This is a genomic window from Paenibacillus sp. FSL R5-0345, from assembly GCF_000758585.1.
GTDB lineage: Bacteria > Bacillota > Bacilli > Paenibacillales > Paenibacillaceae > Paenibacillus_AQ.
Genome location: NZ_CP009281.1, coordinates 1,069,550 through 1,091,706, shown reverse-complemented (window position 1 = coordinate 1,091,706; position 22,157 = coordinate 1,069,550). Strand labels below are relative to the sequence as shown.

General features: G+C 46.0%; 22 protein-coding genes and 1 other annotated feature. Of the genes, 6 read left to right on the top strand and 16 right to left on the bottom strand.

The features are described 5' to 3' along the window. Nucleotides 1-3 precede the first annotated feature (3 nt). Nucleotides 4-639 (bottom strand): 5-formyltetrahydrofolate cyclo-ligase, encoded by a 636-nt coding sequence (locus R50345_RS04755; RefSeq protein ID WP_042124527.1) that lies wholly within the window; start codon nucleotides 637-639, stop codon nucleotides 4-6. Nucleotides 640-883: 244 nt separating this feature from the next. Here R50345_RS04755 and R50345_RS04750 point away from each other — a divergent pair, with 244 nt between their 5' ends. After that, a complete protein-coding gene (locus tag R50345_RS04750; protein ID WP_042124525.1) occupies nucleotides 884-2,824 on the top strand; it encodes an ABC-F family ATP-binding cassette domain-containing protein in 1,941 nt (646 codons plus the stop codon). A 406-nt stretch (nucleotides 2,825-3,230) separates the two neighbouring features. On the opposite strand, the gene R50345_RS04745 is transcribed toward R50345_RS04750, so the two are convergent. The 7 genes from R50345_RS04745 to R50345_RS31130 form a co-directional block, all read right to left on the bottom strand. Then, nucleotides 3,231-4,766: a 2-isopropylmalate synthase gene (locus R50345_RS04745; RefSeq protein WP_042124522.1), complete on the bottom strand. Its 1,536-nt coding sequence runs from the start codon at nucleotides 4,764-4,766 to the stop codon at nucleotides 3,231-3,233. Nucleotides 4,767-5,005: 239 nt separating this feature from the next. After that, nucleotides 5,006-5,289: a binding site (T-box leader), on the bottom strand. A 389-nt stretch (nucleotides 5,290-5,678) separates the two neighbouring features. Further along, the gene (tsaD, locus tag R50345_RS04735; RefSeq protein WP_042124518.1) at nucleotides 5,679-6,728 is read right to left on the bottom strand and encodes a tRNA (adenosine(37)-N6)-threonylcarbamoyltransferase complex transferase subunit TsaD; all 1,050 of its coding nucleotides are present in this window, start codon (nucleotides 6,726-6,728) and stop codon (nucleotides 5,679-5,681) included. Further along, the gene (gene rimI / locus R50345_RS04730) at nucleotides 6,725-7,249 is read right to left on the bottom strand and encodes a ribosomal protein S18-alanine N-acetyltransferase (protein ID WP_042124516.1); all 525 of its coding nucleotides are present in this window, start codon (nucleotides 7,247-7,249) and stop codon (nucleotides 6,725-6,727) included. Before rimI ends, tsaD begins: the two co-directional genes overlap by 4 nt. Beyond that, nucleotides 7,246-8,079 carry a tRNA (adenosine(37)-N6)-threonylcarbamoyltransferase complex dimerization subunit type 1 TsaB gene (gene tsaB, locus R50345_RS04725; RefSeq protein ID WP_042124514.1) on the bottom strand — a complete coding sequence of 278 codons (834 nt, stop codon included), beginning with the start codon at nucleotides 8,077-8,079 and terminating at the stop codon, nucleotides 7,246-7,248. Before tsaB ends, rimI begins: the two co-directional genes overlap by 4 nt. A gap of 5 nt (nucleotides 8,080-8,084) precedes the next feature. Beyond that, entirely contained in the window at nucleotides 8,085-8,567 is a 483-nt protein-coding gene (gene tsaE / locus R50345_RS04720) for a tRNA (adenosine(37)-N6)-threonylcarbamoyltransferase complex ATPase subunit type 1 TsaE (RefSeq protein ID WP_042124513.1), read from the bottom strand. A gap of 212 nt (nucleotides 8,568-8,779) precedes the next feature. Further along, nucleotides 8,780-8,965 carry an H-type small acid-soluble spore protein gene (locus R50345_RS04715; protein WP_042131867.1) on the bottom strand — a complete coding sequence of 62 codons (186 nt, stop codon included), beginning with the start codon at nucleotides 8,963-8,965 and terminating at the stop codon, nucleotides 8,780-8,782. Nucleotides 8,966-8,996: 31 nt separating this feature from the next. Beyond that, nucleotides 8,997-9,167: a hypothetical protein gene (locus R50345_RS31130; protein WP_156114724.1), complete on the bottom strand. Its 171-nt coding sequence runs from the start codon at nucleotides 9,165-9,167 to the stop codon at nucleotides 8,997-8,999. Nucleotides 9,168-9,307: 140 nt separating this feature from the next. On the opposite strand from R50345_RS31130, the gene ku reads away from it, so the two are divergent. Together ku and R50345_RS04705 are read left to right on the top strand one after the other, a co-directional pair. Beyond that, the gene (gene ku / locus R50345_RS04710; protein WP_042124511.1) at nucleotides 9,308-10,276 is read left to right on the top strand and encodes a non-homologous end joining protein Ku; all 969 of its coding nucleotides are present in this window, start codon (nucleotides 9,308-9,310) and stop codon (nucleotides 10,274-10,276) included. 12 nt (nucleotides 10,277-10,288) lie between these two features. Next, nucleotides 10,289-11,236: an ATP-dependent DNA ligase gene (locus R50345_RS04705; protein ID WP_042124509.1), complete on the top strand. Its 948-nt coding sequence runs from the start codon at nucleotides 10,289-10,291 to the stop codon at nucleotides 11,234-11,236. A 70-nt stretch (nucleotides 11,237-11,306) separates the two neighbouring features. Here R50345_RS04705 and R50345_RS04700 read toward each other — a convergent pair whose 3' ends face one another. From R50345_RS04700 to R50345_RS04675, 6 genes are all read right to left on the bottom strand, one after another. Then, a complete protein-coding gene (locus tag R50345_RS04700) occupies nucleotides 11,307-12,107 on the bottom strand; it encodes an IS3 family transposase (protein ID WP_231574225.1) in 801 nt (266 codons plus the stop codon). After that, nucleotides 12,059-12,457 (bottom strand): helix-turn-helix domain-containing protein, encoded by a 399-nt coding sequence (locus tag R50345_RS31810; protein WP_042123336.1) that lies wholly within the window; start codon nucleotides 12,455-12,457, stop codon nucleotides 12,059-12,061. The genes R50345_RS04700 and R50345_RS31810 overlap by 49 nt, the downstream gene beginning before the upstream one ends. Before the next feature lie 94 nt (nucleotides 12,458-12,551). Then, the gene (locus tag R50345_RS04690) at nucleotides 12,552-13,355 is read right to left on the bottom strand and encodes a hypothetical protein (protein ID WP_042124506.1); all 804 of its coding nucleotides are present in this window, start codon (nucleotides 13,353-13,355) and stop codon (nucleotides 12,552-12,554) included. Between the two features lie 29 nt (nucleotides 13,356-13,384). Further along, nucleotides 13,385-14,197 carry a hypothetical protein gene (locus R50345_RS04685; RefSeq protein WP_042124505.1) on the bottom strand — a complete coding sequence of 271 codons (813 nt, stop codon included), beginning with the start codon at nucleotides 14,195-14,197 and terminating at the stop codon, nucleotides 13,385-13,387. Nucleotides 14,198-14,853: 656 nt separating this feature from the next. Next, nucleotides 14,854-16,038 (bottom strand): hypothetical protein, encoded by a 1,185-nt coding sequence (locus R50345_RS04680; protein ID WP_042124504.1) that lies wholly within the window; start codon nucleotides 16,036-16,038, stop codon nucleotides 14,854-14,856. Continuing rightward, nucleotides 16,002-16,580, bottom strand: a complete 579-nt coding sequence (locus tag R50345_RS04675) for an RNA polymerase sigma factor (RefSeq protein WP_052414466.1) — start codon at nucleotides 16,578-16,580, stop codon at nucleotides 16,002-16,004. The genes R50345_RS04680 and R50345_RS04675 overlap by 37 nt, the downstream gene beginning before the upstream one ends. A 146-nt stretch (nucleotides 16,581-16,726) precedes the next feature. On the opposite strand from R50345_RS04675, the gene ligD reads away from it, so the two are divergent. Beyond that, on the top strand, nucleotides 16,727-17,611 hold the full coding sequence (gene ligD / locus R50345_RS04670) for a non-homologous end-joining DNA ligase (protein ID WP_042124503.1): 885 nt from the start codon (nucleotides 16,727-16,729) through the stop codon (nucleotides 17,609-17,611). 217 nt (nucleotides 17,612-17,828) lie between these two features. Here the strand turns inward: ligD and R50345_RS04665 are convergent, their stop codons facing one another. Together R50345_RS04665 and cls are read right to left on the bottom strand one after the other, a co-directional pair. Continuing rightward, nucleotides 17,829-18,668 (bottom strand): YitT family protein, encoded by an 840-nt coding sequence (locus R50345_RS04665; RefSeq protein ID WP_231574223.1) that lies wholly within the window; start codon nucleotides 18,666-18,668, stop codon nucleotides 17,829-17,831. 240 nt (nucleotides 18,669-18,908) lie between these two features. After that, the gene (cls, locus tag R50345_RS04660; protein ID WP_081953996.1) at nucleotides 18,909-20,339 is read right to left on the bottom strand and encodes a cardiolipin synthase; all 1,431 of its coding nucleotides are present in this window, start codon (nucleotides 20,337-20,339) and stop codon (nucleotides 18,909-18,911) included. 207 nt (nucleotides 20,340-20,546) lie between these two features. Between cls and R50345_RS04655 the strand changes: the two genes are divergently transcribed. Together R50345_RS04655 and R50345_RS04650 are read left to right on the top strand one after the other, a co-directional pair. Then, nucleotides 20,547-21,665 (top strand): M23 family metallopeptidase, encoded by a 1,119-nt coding sequence (locus tag R50345_RS04655; RefSeq protein ID WP_052414465.1) that lies wholly within the window; start codon nucleotides 20,547-20,549, stop codon nucleotides 21,663-21,665. A 40-nt stretch (nucleotides 21,666-21,705) separates the two neighbouring features. Beyond that, nucleotides 21,706-22,155: a bactofilin family protein gene (locus R50345_RS04650; protein WP_042124500.1), complete on the top strand. Its 450-nt coding sequence runs from the start codon at nucleotides 21,706-21,708 to the stop codon at nucleotides 22,153-22,155. Nucleotides 22,156-22,157: the final 2 nt, after the last annotated feature.

Here is a 22,157-nt window from a genome sequence, read left to right as displayed (position 1 = left end):
GGCTCACTCTCCTTTTCGGCAGTGCACTATGCCATTTTCAGTAATCAGCATGTCCATAAAGGCATCATGCTCATCCATGGGCACCTTCGGAACCAGCTGCATACTATAGGCTAGCCCGATCCAGACAGGCGGCTTCGCAGCGGCATACTCTTCCGTCTCCCATGTCGCACGCAATCGATCATAGTATCCTCGGCCGTAACCAAGCCTACCCCCTTGGAGATCAAAAGCCAGCCCCGGAACAAACACAACCTCGGGTAGTGTAACAACTTCAATTTCTTGTGAATCTTTGCCGGATACAATAGGTTCATGGATACCAAACGCCCCCGGCTCAAGCTCACTCCACGCGCTCACCCTATGAACACTCATTGCACCACTTGCCGGAATAACACGCGGCAGCAGTACCCTGCGCTGATCCTTCCACGCCTGTGTAAGAAGCGCGTTGGTATCGAGTTCAGAACGGAAAGATACATAAGCCATCAGTGAGGCGATGTCCTTCGTCTTCAGCCACTCTGATGCATGCTTGCAGACCAGAAAAGACAATTCCCTTTTCTGGTCCGAGGAGAGCTCGTTTCGGGCGATGGTCTTCTCAGTTCTTAGTTGTTGCTTTATTTTGGAGATCACCGACCCCTTACTTGACATCGTCGGTCACCCCCATATATTTATCCCAAGCTTATCCTTGTTTGTAAATCCAGTTTACCACTCTTCTCCCCGGTTCGCCAAGGTGGATAGGACTGTGTTTCCGAGCCAGGTCTTTATTCCTTGCTTCCGATATATCGAGCTCTCGCTTGGGAAACGCTTTTCATGTAAACTATAGAATAAGTTGTTCATACGGCTGAGGTATAAATACCAAGGCGAAATATGCAAGGGTGGAGGTTTCATCGTTATGCTTCTTCAAGCGACAGGAATTACAAAATCATATGGTATACAGAACGTACTAGACGGCATAAGCCTCCAGGTAAATGAAAAGGAACGTGTTGGACTCGTAGGTGTTAATGGTGCCGGAAAATCAACTTTTCTACAAATTCTGGCTGGTGAAATGTCCTACGACAGCGGTCAAATTCATAAATCAAAAGAAACTACAATCGGGTACTTAGCCCAAAATAGCGGACTTCAATCCGACAAAACCATTCATGAAGAGATGATGGCCGTTTTCGCACCGTTAATCGAAGCCGAGGCTGAGCTAAGAGAGATGGAAGTAAGCATTGCTGATCCTAAGCTGGCAGAAGACCCAAAACGGTACGAAGAGCTGCTCGAACGATATGCCCGCCGATCAGATTGGTTCAAGGATCACGGTGGTTATGAAATGAATACACGAATCCGAAGTGTCCTGCACGGCATGGGCTTCGGCGAGTTCCCACCGGATACACCCATCGCCACACTTAGTGGTGGCCAGAAGACTCGGCTCGCATTAGCCCGCATTTTGCTTCAGGCTCCCGATCTTCTAATGCTGGATGAGCCTACGAACCATCTGGATATTGAAACATTAACTTGGCTTGAGGATTATCTTCGCAGTTATGCTGGCGGAATTCTGGTTGTTTCTCATGACCGTTATTTCCTGGACCGGCTTGTGACTACTATTGTAGAGATCGAACGTCATCAATCTCGACGTTATACAGGCAATTACAGCCGGTATGTAGATTTGAAGGCTGCTGAATATGAAGCACGAATGAAACAGTATGAGAAACAGCAGGATGAGATTTCAAGAATGGAAGATTTCGTACAGAAAAACATAGTGCGAGCATCTACCACGAAACGTGCGCAGAGCAGACGCAAAGCGCTTGAGAAGATGGACCGCATAGATCGACCGATGGGCGATCTGAAGAAAGCCAGCTTCTCCTTTGAGCCCGACTTCATGTCTGGTAAAGAAGTGCTGCAAGTTCGAAATGTAGCCGTTTCCTTTAATGATGGTCCACCTTTGTTTAAGGATGCTTCTTTTGAACTGCGGCGTGGAGAAACCGCGGCACTCATCGGTCCCAATGGTATCGGTAAATCTACACTGCTGCAGTGTATGACCGGAACCCGGGAGCCGTCCGCTGGAACCGTGAATTGGGGCACGAAAGTCAAGGTTGCTTATTATGATCAGGAGCAAACACGCCTTAATCCGAAAAATACGGTAATGGAAGAGCTATGGAGTGAATACCCAATGATTGAGGAAGCCAGAATCCGTACAATTCTTGGCAATTTCCTCTTCAGTGGTGAAGATGTTCTTAAGAAGATCTCCGCGCTGAGCGGCGGCGAAAAAGCACGCGTGGCATTATCGAAGCTCATGTTGCGCGGCGCAAATATGCTCATTCTCGATGAGCCAACCAACCATTTAGATTTGGTCAGTCGTGAGGTGCTGGAATCAGCTTTAATCGATTTCGAAGGTACATTGCTCTTCATTTCTCATGACCGTTATTTCCTCAACAAAATGGCTGAACGCGTGCTGGAGCTTCATCCCGAGGGGATCGACCAATACCTTGGTAACTACGATGACTATATCGAGAAAAAACGAGAATTAGAAGAGATAGCGAAAGATGCCGCCGAGTTAGCCTCCAAGAACGTCAACAAGGATGCTGCAGTTCCTGAAAAAAGCACTGTTTCCTCCTTCGAAGCGGATAAGCAAGCCAAGCGTGAAGAGCGTAACCGGAAGCGGCGTATCGCTGAGCTCGAGGAAGGCATTGCCTCACTAGAGGAGTCGATCGCTTTTATAGAAAATGAAATGACTAAACCTGAAGTTTATCAGGATTATTTAGCACTTCAAGGTTATGAAGAGGACCTAAAAAACAAAAAAACGCAGCTTACAGATTTATTTAACGAATGGGAAATCCTTGCTGACGAATAATGTAAAATCCACTTCATAAATATTTTTTCATATTTCTCGATTTGTTCATAAATAGTTATCCACAGCTCTATGCACAGGTTTCGTGTATAACTACCTACTAAAAAAGCCCCTTAGGGGCTTTTTTTATGCGATAAATCGGTATTTTCAATTCCCAGGAATTATTATCCACTGAATTATCCACATTATCCACAATTCCCACAAGGTTTCACTGCTAACAAAAATGGTTATAGAGGCATTAAAAAAAACGCCGACATTGCTGATTTTACGCACTTTTTACACAACTCAGACAGAATATGTGGATAACGTTGTCCACAACTTGACAAAAGACGTAACCGCTCCAAAAACCCTTCATTTTATGATAAAAAAGAACCCGCTACCTCTAAATCAGACAGCGGGTCTATATATATTAAACAATTTGTGTAGAGAGCAGCGCAGCGTTACAGGCTGCAATGTAAGCAATTCCTGCTGCCATGATAATATCTTGATGCGTAGCTGTGCCTCTAAATTTAAGACCTTCCCACTCTACCATCACAGCCGCTTCCGCTTGGGCATTCTCTCCACTTCCAAGTGAATGCAGTTCAAGTCCCGCAAAATCTATGTCCTCTGTTATCCCTTGGCCAATAGCAGCGATAATGGCCTCAAGCGGACCATCCCCAGTACTAGTATGTGAAGTTTCCTGTCCAGATTTCAAATGGCGAACCGTAACAGCGGCCACCCGGCGCTGGGCGCTACCTGCCAATACCTGAACCTCGCCCAATTCATAAACCTGAGCTTGTTGTCCAGTAGTAGTGCTTACCATTTGCAGCAGTTGGTCATCACTGACAACCTTTTGACGGTCAGCCGTCTCTTTAAACGATTCATACAATGCATCCAGCTCCGCAGGCTCAAGCGTAATGCCATACTTCGCCGCCCGGTCCTTCAGCGCATGTCTGCCAGAATGCTTGCCCAGAATGATCATGCTACGTGGGATGCCCAGCCGTTCCGGATCCATGATCTCATAGGTGCTGCGATCCTTCAGCAAACCGTCCTGATGAATCCCTGACTCATGCTGGAAAGCATTTCTTCCAACGACTGGCTTGTTATAGGCGATTGGAAAATGCATTGCCCCGCTGATCATCCGTGAAGTATCGTACAACTTATCTAGCACAATGCCTGTCTCTGCCCCAATCGCATCCCCGCGGGTTTCGAGCGCCATCACAAGCTCTTCTAGTGCACAGTTCCCGGTACGCTCACCTACTCCGTTCACAGTGACTTCGATCTGTGTCGCGCCTCCATCAATCGCCGCCAGACTGTTGGCTACAGCCAGCCCCAAATCATTGTGACAGTGGGCACTATAGCTTACTTTGTCCCCGCCTCTTGCTCCCAGCCGCACTCGTCGGAACATTTCCCCGTATTCATGTGGCAAGGCGTAACCGACCGTATCGGGCAGATTGATAATAGAAGCGCCTTCCTCAATGACAGCTTCAACCATTTCAATCAGATCATCGATTCCTGTTCGCGCAGCATCCATCGCCGTGAATTCAACGACATCAGAGAATTGACGCGCGTAAGCCGTCATCTCGCGGGCTTTGGCTACGACTTCAGCTCTGCTCATACGCAATTGATGCTGCAAATGAATATCAGAAGAGGAGATGAACAGGTGAATCCGCCGCCGTTCAGCATCTTGGGTTGCCCGGACTGCCGCGTCAATATCCCCTTTAACCGCCCGTGCAAAACCGCAAATTTCCACATTTCGCACCTTACGTGAAATCGTCTGTACTGCTGCAAAATCACCAGGGCTCGATATCGGGAATCCAGGTTCCATCACATCAACACCCAGATCTGCGAGCTTATAGGCCAGCAGTATTTTTTGCTCTGGGGTCAGACTTGCGCCCGGAGCCTGTTCACCGTCTCGCAGAGTCGTATCGAAAATTTGTATACGTTTCTTTACTGGAATAATCATCTGAATTCCTCCTGTTTTCCTCTTATTAGATTCCTTACCCTAGCCTATGCTTCAGCGCAGATCCACACGTCGACTTGTAGTCCTGCTAAATTCCCCACCCACTGCTGCCGGCAGCTGATACGAATGAATCCACTGCACAATTTGGAATGTGCTGAGGGTTCACTCTTGGCGTCTTATGTAGCGCCTGAGTCCGTAACCGGAACCGCTTCTATAAGAACGCAAAAACCCGCCGTCTCTAATAAAGAGACGGCGGGTTACCCCTCCGCGGTACCACTCTTTTTGACGCATAGGCTATTAAAATAATTCAAGCCGTTAAGCTGCGTCCAGCTCTTCTTCCCGGTCCATCCTGAGGATATCAGGATGGACCGGAAAGGTCCGATAACGGGGACAGCCGTAGGCAGCGTACTCTTCTTTCCGCCGCTCCGCTCCCGGGCGAGATTCAAGACATCCGGTGACTGCGTCGCACCACCCCGCAGCTCTCTGTTCACCATCTTTCTCTACTACTCCCGTTCCTAGCGTGTTGTATATAAGTTACTCACTACTCTAAATCCATACAAAAAAGCCTGCCATCTCATTCAAGAGACGACAGGCTGTTAACCTTCGCGGTACCACTCTTGTTGATGCTCTGTACCGGTTAAATTACTGCCGATCCCAATTGAACATCCACTCTACGGTCCAGTATGTTAGATACTCGACCACCCTTTCACGGAGGTTACCCGTAAACAGTGTACGAACGTTCCGGCGACAATTGCCGGCAATGTTTCCACCGCTCCGCTCCTAGACGAGTTCAGGTCTCCTTCGACTGCGTTGCACCTACCCGCAGCTCTCTTATCCCAGAGTATCCTTACTACTTCTGCTCATCGCGTTTCCTTGTATAATTGAACTGATTATACTCGCTAGCTCCAAATGATGTCAATAGGCGGATACAGACCATTGTTCCAGTGAGAACCCTGGGTCTGCAACCATATCCAGCGGTGTACCGCCATCATGCTGCCACTTAACGTAAGCAGCCGCTCCAATCATCGCTGCATTATCCGTGCAGTATACCGGAGGTGGAATAATTAGCTCAATGCCTTCCGCTTCACAGCGCGAGATCAATGCCGAGCGGAGTCCAGCATTAGCAGCAACGCCTCCACACAGCAATAACTGCTTGGAGCCAGTAGCTTTAACAGCACGTACTGCTTTTTCAACCAGAACCTCAACCACAGATTCTTGGAACCCGCGGGCAATACCCGCCACATCTGGTGTGAGACCTTTCATCTTACTCTGATTCACAACGTTCAGCACAGCCGACTTTAGGCCACTGAAGCTGAAATCATAAGAATCCGGCTCAAGCCATACTCTTGGCAACGTTACAACCTCCGCCGCTTCTCGTGCAAGACGGTCTACATGAGGTCCGCCAGGATAAGGGAATCCCAGTGCCCGTGCCACTTTATCATAGGCTTCGCCTACCGCATCATCACGGGTGCGTCCGATAATTCGAAACTGACCTTCCCGCTCCATATGAACCAATTCAGTATGTCCGCCGGATACCACTAGTGTCATGCAGGGATACTGCAACTCTGCCACTAAACGGTTAGCATAAATATGTCCTGCAATATGATGAGTGCCAATCAGCGGCTTGCCCCATGCGAGAGCAAGACTCTTGGCTGCTACTACCCCGACAAGTAAAGCCCCCACCAAACCCGGGCCTTGCGTAACTGCCACCGCCGACAATTGATCTGGTGTAACCCCTGCTGTAGCGAGTGCTTCCTCTATCACCAGCGTAATCACTTCCACATGTTTACGGGAAGCTACTTCTGGTACCACGCCCCCGAAGGCGCGATGCGTCTCAATCTGACTCGAGATAATGTTGGATAACACTTCAGAGCCATCTTTAACCACAGCGACCGACGTTTCATCACAACTCGTCTCAATAGCAAGTATAAGTACAGGCTGAGCTGCGCCCGTTTCTGTCTTCATTTTAATTCCACGCTTCCTTCCATATTGCCATGCTCCTCGTACTCTGGCAGATCCGCCCACATAATGAGCGCATCCTCGCGATTATCGGAGTAATATCCTTTGCGTGTGCCGGCAGAACGAAAGCCTTTTTTACGATATAAATTCTGTGCTACCTCGTTCGATACCCGTACTTCAAGCGTAATCGATTTCATCCCCACATAAGACGCCGTCTTCATAAGCTCTTCGAGCAGGCGTTCGCCCCATTTACGTCCACGATAGGCTTCGAGCAAGGCTATATTCGTCACATGCGCCTCATCCACGATGGCCCACATACCGGCATAACCGATAATATGACCTGCCAGCTCCATAACCATATATTTTGCAAAATGATTATGTGTCAACTCGTTTCGAAAAGCTTCCTCCGTCCAAGGCATCGTGAAGGCTTCCCGTTCAATGATAAGAATGTCAGGAATATCCGTAAGCTTCATCAAACGAAAAACAAGTTCAGCCTCCTGAGCTCCCATTGATTCCGCTTCCGTCATTGTTTCTTTAAGCCTCCTTCTCTGCTTAACCGCAGATTGGCCTCCGCTTCTGAAATCTGAGTATAGTTAGGGATCAAACTATGGATATCATCATTCTCTACCAGAATCCGCGCTTCTCCAAGAAATCCTGTCCAGCGGCCTTCCATTTCATAAGGAACTGCAATAGAAGCACCAAGATCCTTCAATGGACGAAGCGATTCCTCGCTGCCATGCACAGCAGTCTCCCCAACAAACCAAAGAACAGCGGGCTTATTACCCTCAACTGACGCCTGTTCTAAACGTTCAGCTAAATAATCTACCCAGTCTGCCATCAGACGGATGGCATCAGGTTCAAGACGGCTAGGAGCGTTATTTCTCTCAGCTGCGAAAAGTCCGGTGTATACCTGTCCTCGACGTGCATCCATCAGTGGAATGATCCAATCAGGCCCGAAGCCACTGTTCTCATTAGCTTGTCCTAACTCTTCTTGCGCCTTATTCTTGAGGGCTGTTTGATATCCGCCCCATGCCACTGCATGTAGACTCGAAATACCAACTACCGGGACATTCCATGCCCATGCCAGCGTTTTGGCTGCAGTAACTGCGATACGTGTTCCCGTATACGATCCAGGACCCACACCTACAGAAATCCCTCCCAGCATTGCAGCAGTAGTTCCCGTAGCTTGCAGCGCCTGCTCTATAATCGGCAGTAAATGTACTGAATGATTCCGTTCTCCGGAAGCATTAATTTCATGCAGTAGTTCCCCATTCTCTGTAATTGCCACGCCTAATACTGCAGTTGATGTATCCAGCGCTAAAAGCCGCTTGCGCGGCTCTGTATTCTGATTCGTCATCTTCCTTAACCCCACTTCTGGATCAGCTTCCGGCAAAGCTCACCATACGGCTCCCCAATTCCGGTCACCGTAATCATTCTTTCATCCGGCCCGACTGTTTCCATGTATATGTGCATATGCCGCGGCGGCATTAAATCCGTAATAATACTGCTCCATTCCACCAAGCAGACGCCTTGCCCGTAGAAATACTCATCTAGTCCAAGCTCGTCCGCTTCCTGAAGCGAAATCCGATATACATCCATATGATATAGCGGTAGACGGCCCTCATACTCTTTAATAATTGTAAAAGTAGGACTGTTTACGATCCCCTTTACGCCGAGATGCCGAGCGTACCCTTGCGAGAATGCCGTTTTTCCTGCGCCCAGATCGCCATCCAAACCTATAACCATCCCAGGCGACGAAGCAGTAGCTAGAGCAGCTGCAAGCAACTCTGTATCCTGGAGGCTGTATGAACGGTAAGTGAACACCGTTTCGTCTGTATTGTCCAACTACAACTACCACCTTTTAATATATACCTGCCAAAAACCATTACATTTAATTATATCGGTATGCTCCATCCACCGCAACAACTGTCCCTGTTCAATCTTACATGTCAGTATGCTTACAATAGAAAAAGAGACCTCTACGCAAAAATAAGCATAAAGAGTCTCTTTTATACAGGTTTGATTTCGCTTATTCACACACTCTGAGTAGTCATTCGTTAATGTTCTTGCTCCTCTAACCGTTCCACGCCTACTGTATGCGTATTGGTTGGTCTTGAGCCTACTTGCACCGTAGCCATTCCGTTCTGTGCATCCACATGCTCAATCCATACAGGTTCTCCATCCAAATGTACACTTACCGTCTCTTTTGAAGCATAAATATCCTGTGCTCGTTTGACGTCCACCACTGTTCTCCTCCTTTATTGTTCTCAAAGTTTACGATTCTAAGGGTGATGTATCTTCGATCGTTCGCTCTGCATCCAGCTTCTCCGAATCGGATACCTGACTAGCCTCCGGGGGAGCAATTATGCTGTCCCAATCCACTACTGTTGCCGGTATATCCTGCTCGCTCAGCGCATCGCTCCAATCATTACCTCTTGGTTCCATCCCTTTGTATTCTCCTCCTCAGCTTTAAAGGCCTGATTTTATATTTTCCCATGCTTCTCAAAAAATGCACCCGGCTAGAAAAGCCTTTCCTGCCTCATACTAACCCAAAGCAGAATAACTTAGATCAGGAGGCGTTACTCATGCATACCGTTTGGAAAGGAGCCATCAGCTTCGGGCTAGTGCATGTTCCAGTTAAGATGTTCTCCGCTACAGAAGACAAGGACATTTCTCTGCGTTATATCCATAAGGAATGCGGCAGCCCACTGTCGTATGTACGTAAATGTCCGGTGTGTGACAAAGAGGTGGCTTGGGAAGAAATCGGCAAGGGTTATGAGTATGAAAAAGGGAAATTCGTTCTCTTCGACAAGGAGGAACTGGATCAATTAACTGACGAAAGCAGCAAAAGCATTACCATTCTCGACTTTGTTGACCTGACGGAGATCGATCCCATTTATTTTCAAAAAACCTATTACTTATCCCCCGATCAGGCAGGCACAAATGCCTATCGCCTTCTTATGGAGGCCATGCGTCAAACTGGTAAAATTGGCATCGCCAAAATATCGATTCGTTCAAAAAGCAGTCTGGCTGCTATTCGTGTACTGGAGGATTGCCTCGCCATCGAGACTATTTTTTATCCTGATGAAGTGCGACCGGTCTCGCAAGTGCCTGGCCTGCCCGAAGCAGGGACGGTGAATGATAAAGAGCTGGATATGGCCAAGCTGCTCATTTCACAGCTATCCACGCCTTTTGATCCGGCAAAATATACCGATGATTATCGTCAGCGCATGCTTGATCTAATCTCACATAAGATTGCAGGCGAGGAATTTCATATCGCTCCCGCTAAACAGGAGAGCAATGTGATTGATCTAATGGCTGCATTGCAGGCCAGTATTCAGGCTGTTCAGCATATCCCAACAGATCCTGGACCTTCCTTAACAGGTACCAAGAAGACCAAGACTAAAGCGGCTCCGGCTGCCAAAAGAAAAACTTCCAAGACTAAGACAGCAGCTGAGCCTGCCGATCAGCAAAACGAAGCTTCTGGAACTATTCCTGTCATTGCACCAAAACCGAAACGCCGCAGCCCAAAAAGTAAAACAACCGTATCTTAGGAGGCTCTGCTGATGAAGCTTCAGCCTATTATTCCTTTTGAACCTATACTGGCTGGGCAGCTTCCAGCAGGCAACCAGTGGATTGCACAGATTAAATGGGATGGCGTTCGAATGTTGTCCTATTACAACGGAAGCACTACTCAGCTTATTAACAGACGTGGAAATTACCGTACAGCGCAATATCCTGAGCTTACTGATGTATCTGCTTACTGCAAGGCTGATTCCGTTATTCTTGATGGTGAAATCATTGCACTCAAGGACGGCAAGCCCTCATTTCACGAGGTAATGCGGAGGGACAGCTTAAAGAATGGCTCCACCATTTCCGTCGTTAGGCATCAGGTTCCTGTCATTTATATGATTTTTGATATTCTGTTTTATAATGGCCAATCGCCGATGGATCAGCCTTTATCCTCACGGCAGCAGCTGCTAAACGATATTCTGCTGCCGCATCCCCATGTTCAGGCCGTACCCAGTTATACCGATCCCACAGAATTATTCGCCGCTGCTCAGAGTCAGAGCTTAGAGGGAATCGTCTGTAAGGATATCAACAGTACTTATGCTCCCGGTGGAAAAGATAAACGCTGGCAGAAACGCAAAATCATTTCTGATCTTACGGCAGTAGCCGGGGGTGTAACGTTCCGAGACGGCATCGTCAATGCGCTACTTCTTGGGCTGTATGATGATAAAGGGAATTTGCATTATATCGGACATGCCGGGCCAGGAAAATTGACTGTACAGGATAAACGCGACTTAACTGCAGAGGTACAGCATTTAAAAATAGATCAAATGCCCTTTACAGCTGATCCCCAGCGAGGGAAGGGTGCTTTTTGGATAAAACCGAAGCTTGTCTTCAAAGTTCATTTTTTGGAATGGAATACCTCAGGCACTCTTCGTCAGCCGGTTACTCAAGCTAGGGTAGATCTTCCTCCCGAATCATGTACTATGGAGCAAAAAGGATAAACTCTTTCCAAAAAAACGTCCTCCCGAATTTATGGTCAAGCCCCCATTTTATAGACACTGAAAAAAGACCCTAGGCAATAAGCTGTTTCCGGTACTCTACCGGAGGCAGCTTATTTAACCTTCGTTGTGGCCGATGTTGGTTATAAAATCGAATGTAATCTTCAATTTTCCTTTGTGCCTCATCCATATTTCGGATATCATAAGGATAGAGTCCTTCCGTTTTGAGATGCGAGAAGAAGCTCTCCATAGAGGCGTTGTCATAACAATTGCCTCGGCGAGACATGCTGATTCGGGCCCCAACCTTTGGCAGCATGTCGTGGTATGCATGAGACGTGTATTGGAATCCCTGATCGCTGTGAACGATCAGTCCAGTCACGTCTTTTTGCTGACTCCACGCCTGCTCAAAGGTCCGGAGAACCAGTTCGTTGTCGTTCCTAGCGCTCATTTGATAAGCGATAATTTCGTTATTGAATAAATCTTTAATCGCAGAAAGATAGAGCCACTTTTCGCCTACACGATATTGCGTAATGTCTGTCACCCATTTTTGGTTGGGAGCATCCGCTTTGAAATCCCGTTTCAAAATATTTTTCGCCACACGGTCTCCTTCAGAAGTAGCATAATTACAACGATGTTTTCGGCGGATCCTCGAACGAATGCCTAAATCCCGCATAATTCTGAGTACCTTCTTATGATTCATCCAAACCCCGTGGTCTTGTAGCAAGAACAATTGAATTTGGCGATAACCGTAGACTCCTTCATACCTTTCATAGACCTTCTGAATGAGCGCCTTTGCTTCCTGATCCCGATCTGTTCCTTTGCGCTTCATGAAAGCGTAGTATCCACTTCTAGAGACCCTAAAGAGTTTACACAGGTTGCTAACGGCATACTCTTTTGCAGCGTTCTCAATGACTCTATATTTGTGCGTTTCACCTCCTGCATCCAGATTTCCAAACACTTTTTTAGCATTTCATTTTCCCGTTTGAGCTTTTGAACATACCTATCTTGATCGATATATTCAATACGACGCCCCCGTTGATCTAGTAGCCCAAATTCCCCTAGCTCTCGGTATTTCTTCATCCATCTCTTTACCCGTCCTTGATCTTGTATCTCAAAATGCTCCGTAATTTTCCGATAAGTCCATCTTTCCTCCACATGTAAACGAATGGCCTCTTTTTTAATCTCATCTGAGTAATTTTTAAACTTCTGTCCTTTAATCGCCATAAAAATGCACCCCCTAGAATTTCATCGGATAAACCAGGGGTTTTTTCCAATGTCTATTCTAAGGGGTGCACTTCACTTATCGAGAGGACGTTTCTTATTGCGCTGTAAGAGTCGTCACAATAGCCTCCAGCTCTGCTTTAGTCTGCGCAGTATTTTTCGTATTCGTCAGCGTATAATCAATACTTCCATCCGCACTGGACCATACAAGCTGAACTTTTAGATCTCCATGGTGAGGACCAAACACCGTGTAGACTGCTTCAACCCCGTTGATGGTCAAATTTTCATCCTGGTCACCAGGCAGCTGCGCTAAAGTAACCCCTTCCGGAAGCGTATATGCTGGAGCTGATTTTAAATTTAATCTCTCCCCATTTCGTAGATAAGTGATAGAGGTTTCTGTATCACTCCACTTAAAGCTTTGTGAAATCACTTTTTTACCAGCAGCTTGTGCTTTAGCTTTTACCTGATCTCTGAGGGCTTTATACTCTACACTGAAAAACTTCGGAAGCACTGGATTTAAAACGACATCCTGCAGCTTATAATCCTCCGGGAGCGAAACTGGTATCAAGAGTGACTTTCCGCTTAATGAGGATAACTTCTGCGCCGCTTCATTTGTAGAACTGAATCTGTACGGCATATATCTTATACTCAAGGTTTCATCTGGATTAGATTTCTTGTCGTTTACATAAAGGACTTTAACTTCGCCCGCTTTTAAGGGAACTATATTTTCTTTGGCAATCAAAGCTTCAATCGTAGGCGATACCGGCGTGTTCTGTTCAATGGGTGCAGTAGCTTTGCTTTTATTATTACTCCCTGCAGGCACTGCGCCTGCCGTTCCACTTACCGCGCTCATTAACACTAGCAGGCTCAAACCCGTGATGGCCGCACTTTTTTTAATCATCTTTATAATATCCTCCTTTAACTTCTTGGTTATTTGATCATGCTTTTAGCTACAGCCAACATTTCATTTGTCGTCAGCTTACTGACCCGATTGTCTGAAAGGGTATATTGTATCGCGCCTGATTTATCCAGCCACACTAGCTTAGTGTTGAAGCTTGCATCTTTAGCCGAATCGGTTGTAAGAATTACTTTCCTCCCGTTGACCGTCAGTTCTTTCTTAGTTTCCGAAGCTCGTACAAAAGGGACCGCACCTTCGGGGAGTTTGGCAGGCGGCACTCCAGTTACAATGCTAAAACTGGCCTTTCCTTTGGCATACAGCTGCATAGACAAGTTCGTTTGGCTCCAACTGATGATCTTGCTAAACAACTGATTCTTGGGATCACCTGCCGCCGCTGCCTTTAGTTCCTGCTCTAATTGTAAATACAGCTCTGAATCGTTTGCTACAGACGGTGGATAAATAATGGCTGTCGCCAGAGCGAAGCCCTTAGGAAGATTTCCGGGCTGTGGAGTAGCCGGGCCCTTCAACGCTTTGAATTTAGCAGCAAAGGATTTGTAGTCTTTAAAGACAAATCCTTTGCCAGAGAAGCTGATCGTATCCTGAGGGTTAGAGACTTTGTCACGTACGTAGTAGGCCAAGTACGTACCTTCCTTCAATCCCCCAACCAGGGTCTGCAGTTCCTTCTGGAGCTTCTGATCGGTTGGTACTGCAGTCTGCTGTCCAGAGGCAGCTGCGACCGAAAGGGACAAGCCAGACGCACCCCCACTCACAACTACTCCTGTTCCTAACAAGGTTGCTGCCGAGAGCACGATCAGTGTTTTTTTGAGTTCATCATTTAGCTTCAATTTCTAAATCACCTCCTTCTAATTACACTTCTATAACACTCCAGCATGAGAAAAAGGGACATTTTCTTACAAAAAAAAGAAGCCGCTCCAAGCAACCATCATGGCTTTTGGGACAGCCTCTTTTTTTGTTCTTAACATTACAAGTGACGCGCCAAGGGATGCAATATGTGAAGCACCTATAGAGTAATTGGGAATTTCTCCCTAAAATTCAGAAATTTCTGTTCATCGGACTTATAATTAGGGAAAACTTCCCTGAAATTTGGCCTATTCGGCAACGAATAAAGAAATTCCTATGATTATTAGGGAGGAATTCCCTGATTCCGTTCATTTAGAGCGAATATCGGTTATTTTTAGGGAGTTTTTCCCTAATTAATTTAAAGGACTCTATACATTGCATAGACACAGAACGTATCGCCCATAGTCCACCGTCACATATATCAGTAATCCACAAATCATCTACTGCAAGCCGCAAGTAAATCATACATAGCACATCGCCCACCGCCCCAACCAGTAGCATAGAACACTACGCGTGGCATATTGTCACATGGTACAGTAAAATCCATTACTTTTCCTATTCCATAAAAAAAGCTGCCTCCCAAGTAGATTTCACTACTTTTGAGACAGCTTCTCATATTGTACGAATAGAACAACAGTAGCTAGCGAATAAAACTGTTAGCAATCACTTGCCATTGTTCACGGGTTAAACTCTCATTCAGTCCATCATTTAGACTACGAATCGTCTGGCTGGCTTCATCATACCAATACAAAAGATTCCGGGAAGACCAAGTCTGCTCCCCCTTCTCTGTACTCGCTGCGATAAAAACTGCTTCTTTACCAGTACCTGTCATAGACCATTTTTCGGCAGTCTGACCTTCCAAGATAGACACTTGCGATATACCACCCATATAGGCGCTCTGATTTAAGGATAGTTCAATTGTTTGATCCCCCTTATGGTAGGTAACCTCAGCACTCTCTATGGCATTCACAGCGATCTTCTCCATAAACAGCTTTTGGCCTGTTTTATCGACCTTTGCTTTTTTTAGAAATTGTTCAAGCATTTCTTTATATTCCTTGTCTATCGGCCAGTAAGGAGGAGCAGCTTTAAAAGTGGCGTACTCAAATTCATAACCATTAGCGAGTATGGAAGGCAGCTCGGGCCAGAAATCCCCAGTCCCTTTTAATTTTTTCACGAAATCTTGATGATTAGAATACACCGGAGAACTGAAAGCGAACTGCAATTGATTTCCATAGCCTAAACCTTTGGCCAACTTAGTAAACTCAGTATCATTCACATAATAAGCAGCCATTTCTCCAGCATTCAAGTGAGCAAGCACCTGCTCTTTATAAGTCGCCAATAAACTCAGATACTTCTCTATCGCAGGAGAGGTCGAAGGAATAGGAGTATTATAGTGCACCGTCTGTACAATAGCCTTCCCTCCGCTGTTCACTAGCGTAATAGCTCCATCCGGAGGTTGCGTGATATCAATTGTAGACTGGCTACCATGTTCCGTTAAATCTCCAAGTCCAGACAGCTGAAGGGCACCAAATCCGAGCATCCCCAGCAATACAGCTGCGGAGACCCCTGAGAGAAGTCTTTTTCTAAATTTAGATGGATGCGGGAGTATCTTCGCTTGCTTCTGCATAACGGGATCTCCCGTCTCTGAGAATGACTCCCGTTCGTCTCTGAGATTTGTCATTTCTCCGCCCATCGTTTTCTGTTGATCATGAATTGCCATTACCCGATTCATAACTGCTGCTTTTACATCTAGTTCGTCGCAGTTCCCCAATGCGTCCATTTTCTTTATCATTTTCTCTTCAACACAGCTTCGTTGCCCCACCATTCCGTCCCCCCTTTCTGAGCATTCATCGTTTTGCCAAGCTTCGCAATCGTTCGCCTGTATTTCTTCTTCACAGCATCCGTATTCTTATCGAGGATCTCCGCAATTTCCGGGAAGCTCTGTTCCTCAAAGATTCGCAGCACTAACAAGTTTCGCTCCTCTGTCTTCAGCTTCGCGAGAGCAAAAGTCAGATGTTCGTTAAATATGTAACGGTCCATCAACTGTTCCGGGCTTTCTGCAGGCGGATCTGGTTGAAAAAGCGCCATAAGTCTCAAATGTCTTTGACGTTTGCGGATCAGACTGAGGCAATGATGATAGGCAATTTTATATAACCAGGAAGAAAAGCTCGCGATGGGACGATACGTGCCTATATGCTGATATGCCTTCACCAGAATATCCTGCACCGCATCCTCCGCTTCCGTGCGGCTCCCAAGCAGCCGGCTGCAATAGCGGTAAATCGGTTTTTGAAAAGCTTCGACGATAAGGGCATAGGACTCTACCTCGCCTGCCTGTACCCGAACGACGGTGTGTTCTATCCCGTCCAAAATCAGCAAACTCCCCTTTCACATAACCGTATAACCTTATAACTCTTATGATCATCCAAAAGGGACACTTTGGAAATATATTTTTCATGAAAAGAAACAGACTGGCACATAATACCCTCATTCCTATAACAGAAAGGAGTTTCCGGATGCCAGCAGCCATCAAAGGCACAATTACCGTAGACGGCCAAGAGATAACCATCACCAACCCAGAGAAGCTGCTATGGCCGGATTGCGGAATTACAAAACGGATCTATCTGGAAAAGCTCGCCGCCCTCTCTCCCTACCTGCTGCGCTATTGCCGCGATCGGCTGCTTACTGTCATTCGTTATCCGCACGGTGTCTCGGGAATGTCCTTTTATCAGAAAAATGCCCCTGATCCTCTGCCGGCCTTTGTCCAGACCGCTGTTCACGAGAATATTAATTATATCAAGCTGCAAGGTTTAGCTGAGCTGATCTGGCTGGGTAATCTGGCTGCTCTGGAGTTTCACCCTTCTTTGCATTATGTAGGCAGCGAGCTGCCTTGTGAGTGGATGATTGATCTAGACCCGTCACGTGAAGTCGAGCCCCGGATCATGGAAGCAACTGCAATCGTAGGGACGGTCTTAACCTCTCTTGGTTTATCTTCTGTGCCCAAAACCTCCGGCGCTACAGGGGTGCAGATCATAGTCCCTATCGAGATCGGTGTTACTTTTGACGGATTGCGAAAAATCGGACACTTTGTCGGTCGTTATGTCACCGAGAAGCACCCCAATTTATTCACCTTAGAGCGTCTGAAGAAAAATCGCGGAGATAAAATATATTTTGACTACCTCCAGCATTACAGTGGCAAAACATTAGCTGCACCTTATACACCACGCGCTAGGCCGCTCGCTACTGTATCCACACCATTGCTCTGGGAGGAGGTTCGGCAGAACGTATCCCCTACTGATTTTCATTTGCTCAATATTGAGGAACGCTTGCAACGTATGGGGGATCTTCTGGAAAAAGTGCCGCCGCAGCCTGTCCAACAGCTCATCGCTAAACTTCCATAGGGGTAAACCCCACAAATAATAAACCCCAAAAACAGCAATAAGCCCGCAGCATCAATTCACGCTACGGGCTTATCAGGCGTCCCACTCAAGGACAGAAGGTATATTGTATAAGAATACGGCATATCGAGTCTTGTTCACCGTATTTATTGCTCCATTATTCGTAAAAATACCTTCTTTCAGATAATAATACTAAAGTGCCAAGCTAACATAATTTAAACTAATGAATTGCTTTCTTCTTGAAGCGGCCGCCTTTAACATCATGAATGTTACCTATTGCGATGAATGCACCTGAATCCCAATCCTCAACAATGGATTTAAGCTTAGCTTCTTCCAAACGGGTGATAACCACGAAGATCACTTTCTTGTTCTCCCCGGAAAATCCGCCTTCTCCATCTAAATAAGTAACACCACGTCCAAGACGCTCCGTCAAAGCTTCACCGATATCCCGGAATTTATCACTGATAATCCATACCGATTTCGACTGATCGAGACCCTCAAGTGTAATGTCAATTACCTTGAATGCAATGTAATAAGCAATTAGTGAGAACATCGCATTATTCCAACCGAACACAAATCCAGCTCCGGATAAGATGAACAGGTTGAAGAACATAACAACTTCACCTACAGAGAAGGGAAGCTTCTTCGCTACTAGAATAGCAACGATTTCTGTACCGTCTAAAGATCCGCCAAAACGTACAACTAACCCTACACCAACACCAAGAATAATACCGCCAAACACGGCAGCAAGCATGGGCTCAACCGTAAAGGCACTCACATGATGCAACAATGAAGTCCCAATAGACATAAGTATGATTGCATATAAGGTAGATAAAGCAAAGGTCTTACCGATTTGCTTATAACCAATTAACAAGAACGGAAGGTTTAACAGCGTCAATAAAATCCCCAGAGGAATATCGAAAAGATATGATAAAATAATGGAGATACCTGTAATTCCACCATCAATCATTTCATTCGGTACGAGGAATATTTCTAGTGCAACGGCCATCATTGCTGCCCCGATGGATAACATGATCATTCGCTGGGCGAACTTAGCCATTTTATGTGTTCCAGTCTTCTGGAGTTTGCTCTGTTCCTCGTTGGCAATCATTTGTGGACTCACATTCATAGAACTCCCCCTACAATTTAACAGTATAGTTTTGAAACATTCGGAAGTATAATTATTATCTATACTTTCTTACATTTCTTCTTATACAATTATTATATCACAAAATAAGCCCTAATAATGAATGGAACACGATATATCCTTCGAAAAATTCAGATTAAGTCCCCTTTCCAGTCATAATAGCGGAGATAACAACTGACACAGCCCTTCACCGAGTTTGACAATTCTCCCTCTCTCCTTAAACTTTACAGGATCAATAAATTCACTGTGCTTTTGATCCTTCTCAAATCCTCTGACAAGTGGAGATATAGCATCCGGATGCAGAAGCACAGCAGTCAATTCAAAGTTAGAATAAAAGCTGCGCATATCCAGATTTGCACTCCCCACCGTAGCGATCAGCTCATCGATAATCATGATCTTGGCATGCATAAATCCTTTCGTATAGCGGTAGAATTTCACCCCTGCGTCTTGTAAATTTTCTAAATAAGACAAAGAAGCATGATAGACAAGCATATTATCAGGCTTCGCCGGAATAATAATTCTTACATCCACTCCACGAAGTACTGCGCTTTTCAAAGCCCGGCAGATGGAAGGATCAGGAATAAAATACGGAGATGTGATCCAAATCCGATGTTTCGCTGCGCATAAAGCGGCAAAATACATCTCTTGAGAAGCGTCAATTGCAGCATCTGGGCCACTCCCAACAATCTGCACGGCTTCTTGCGCCTCACAAGCATGTTTTGGGAACAGACGCGGATGGCTCATACTTTCGCCAGAGGCCAATCTCCAATCCTTTAAGAAGACATGCTGAATATAATATACCGAGTCTCCTTCTAGACGCAGATGGGTATCACGCCAATATCCCATTTTGAGATCCTTCCCCAAATAATCATCCCCTATATTCATTCCACCCGTGAAACCAACGAGCCCATCCACCACCAGAATCTTCCGATGATTGCGGAAATTAAAACGACGCTCCAATAAAGAACTAATCGGAGGTAAAAAAAAGTGAAACTCTACTCCCGCATTTCTCAACACACGAATGAATCTTCGGCTTAAATGATGGCTGCCCAGACCATCACAAAGTAACCGCACCTTAACGCCCTGACGCGCCTTCCGAATCATAACATCTTGAAACTGCTCCCCAATTTCATCATCCCGATAAATATAGAATTCCATGTGTATATGTTCTTTCGCCTCTTCCATTGCTTCAAGCATAGCATCATATGCTTCTCTAGCAGTAGATAATACCCTGCTCTTATTGTGACCAGTAATCGGTCCTTCTGCGATTTTTGAGAGCAAATCCAATAGACCTTTATTATTCTCAAACTGAGCGTTTCCACTCTCAGTAACATCCTTTACTACCTTAATATTGCCAGAGACATGCGAACGAATTTCACGAAAGAGTGAAATACATCTTTTATTTAATTTTCGATTCTGTCTATAATCACGGCCCAGAAAATAATAGAATGCAAGGCCAAGCGGTGGACAACAGAATGAAATGAACAGCCATGCCATAGCTCTTTGTGGGCGACGGAACTCCATAAATACAATTACTGCGATCTGTATAATAAAAAGACTTAGAATTATCGCAAAGGTCTTCAATTCACTACCTCCTCCATTAATAAAACAGTTGCAATAGACTCGCTGCGACGACTCTAGTACAGGTTTTGCCGTAACTCTCTTTCTTTATTCAAACAAACCGTTGTCATGTTCCCGAAAGATATGGAATACATAGAGTAGTAAGACAATTCGGGATGAGCCTAATGGAAGTAAGGTCGTTAGCTTCGTGTATCGTAAGGCGGCTGCCATATGCCGCAGAAAGGAGAAGCCATGAAGAGTCAGCCAGATCATAACCGGATTACGCTGCTCGTCGTAAGGGATGCCGGGCGCCCCGTCAAACAACTCCAGATCTCCAAGCCACTTGCGTTCGCCCTGCCGGCAGCAGCAGCCCTGTCCCTCTCCAGTCTGGTCACCTCTATGCATTTCCATGCCTCGCAGTCGATCTCACAACTGGAAGCTGAGGCAGCCGCACTATCACTAACCAATCTCCGCATGGAAATGAAGGTCGCTGATAAGGATAAAGATCTTATGCAGCTACGTGATCAAGTCAGCGAACTATCAGAAGAGGCAGACAGTATTAAAGACAAGCTGAAGAGTGTAAACGCGCTGGAACAGGAGCTGCAGTCATTGATTAACAAAAGCAAAGACTCCGCCGCAGAAACCAATGAATCAAAAACTGATTCAACCGCTTCAAATTCAACCTTAGGCTTATCAAGCCGTAATGCTATACCCATACCTAATGAAACATCCTTTAAAAGTGCAATAACACCACAGGTAGGCGGAGAATATATCGCGGCCTATCAGAGCGAATCGCTAAATCTGGTGGAAGAAACAAAAGACGACTTTGAAGAGATTCACAGTATGCTCGATGAAATGGTCGAAAGTATTACGCAGACCATCACTCAAGCGGAGCATGAAAATAAAGTACAAGCAAATCAACAGGCAAAAAAGGCTAAGGCAGAACAAGCCAGACTAAATGCGGCAGTGCTCTGGCCAACTGATTCCAGGGTCATCTCCTCAAGCTTCGGCTATCGAACAGATCCCTTTAAGGGCTTATCCGCGTTCCATTCGGGTGTCGATATAGCCGGGAACTTAGGCGATCCTGTATATGCCGCCTTAGATGGAGAGGTCGTTACCGCCGAGCAGATGGGCGCAAGAGGCAAATATATCGTGATTAAGCATTCGAACGGTCTGGAAACCTGGTATATGCACCTGAAGGGAATGATTGTATCTCCAGGGGACAAGGTTAGCAAAGGCCAGAAGATTGGGTTACTTGGAAACACGGGTCGCAGCACAGGACCTCATCTTCATTTTCAAGTAGTGAAGCAGAATAAAACTGTGGATCCATTGAATTATGTTAAACCTTAAGTATTAATGTCATAACTATATGATTAGGAGGAATATATACATGTGGAACAAGCGGCAGCAACGAGTCCCTTTCAAGTCTACTGACTCTCTGATCGGGCACGGGGGTACGCTCGAGGGTAAAGTGCATTGCGATACGAACCTGCGGATTGAAGGTACCTTTAGCGGTGAAATTATATGCAGTGGTGTAGTCACTGTAGGTGAGGAAGGCACGGTGCGCTCCAGTATTAGAGCAGAAGAAATCGTTATCGCTGGTAAAGTATATGGAGATGTTACCGCAGATCGTAGGCTCATTATGACTGGTACCGGCGAGCTACACGGTAATATTTCTGCAGGAGCACTCAGTATTATGGAGGGCAGCCTGCTTAATGGGTCCATCGCCATGCAAGAACAGCCCACCTCTGAACAAGCAGGTGAGCTCAAAAGTAATACGAAAAAGGACAAGGCAGCAAAACGCTCCTCCAAAGCAGAAGGAACGCTTGAAGCCGGTTAAGC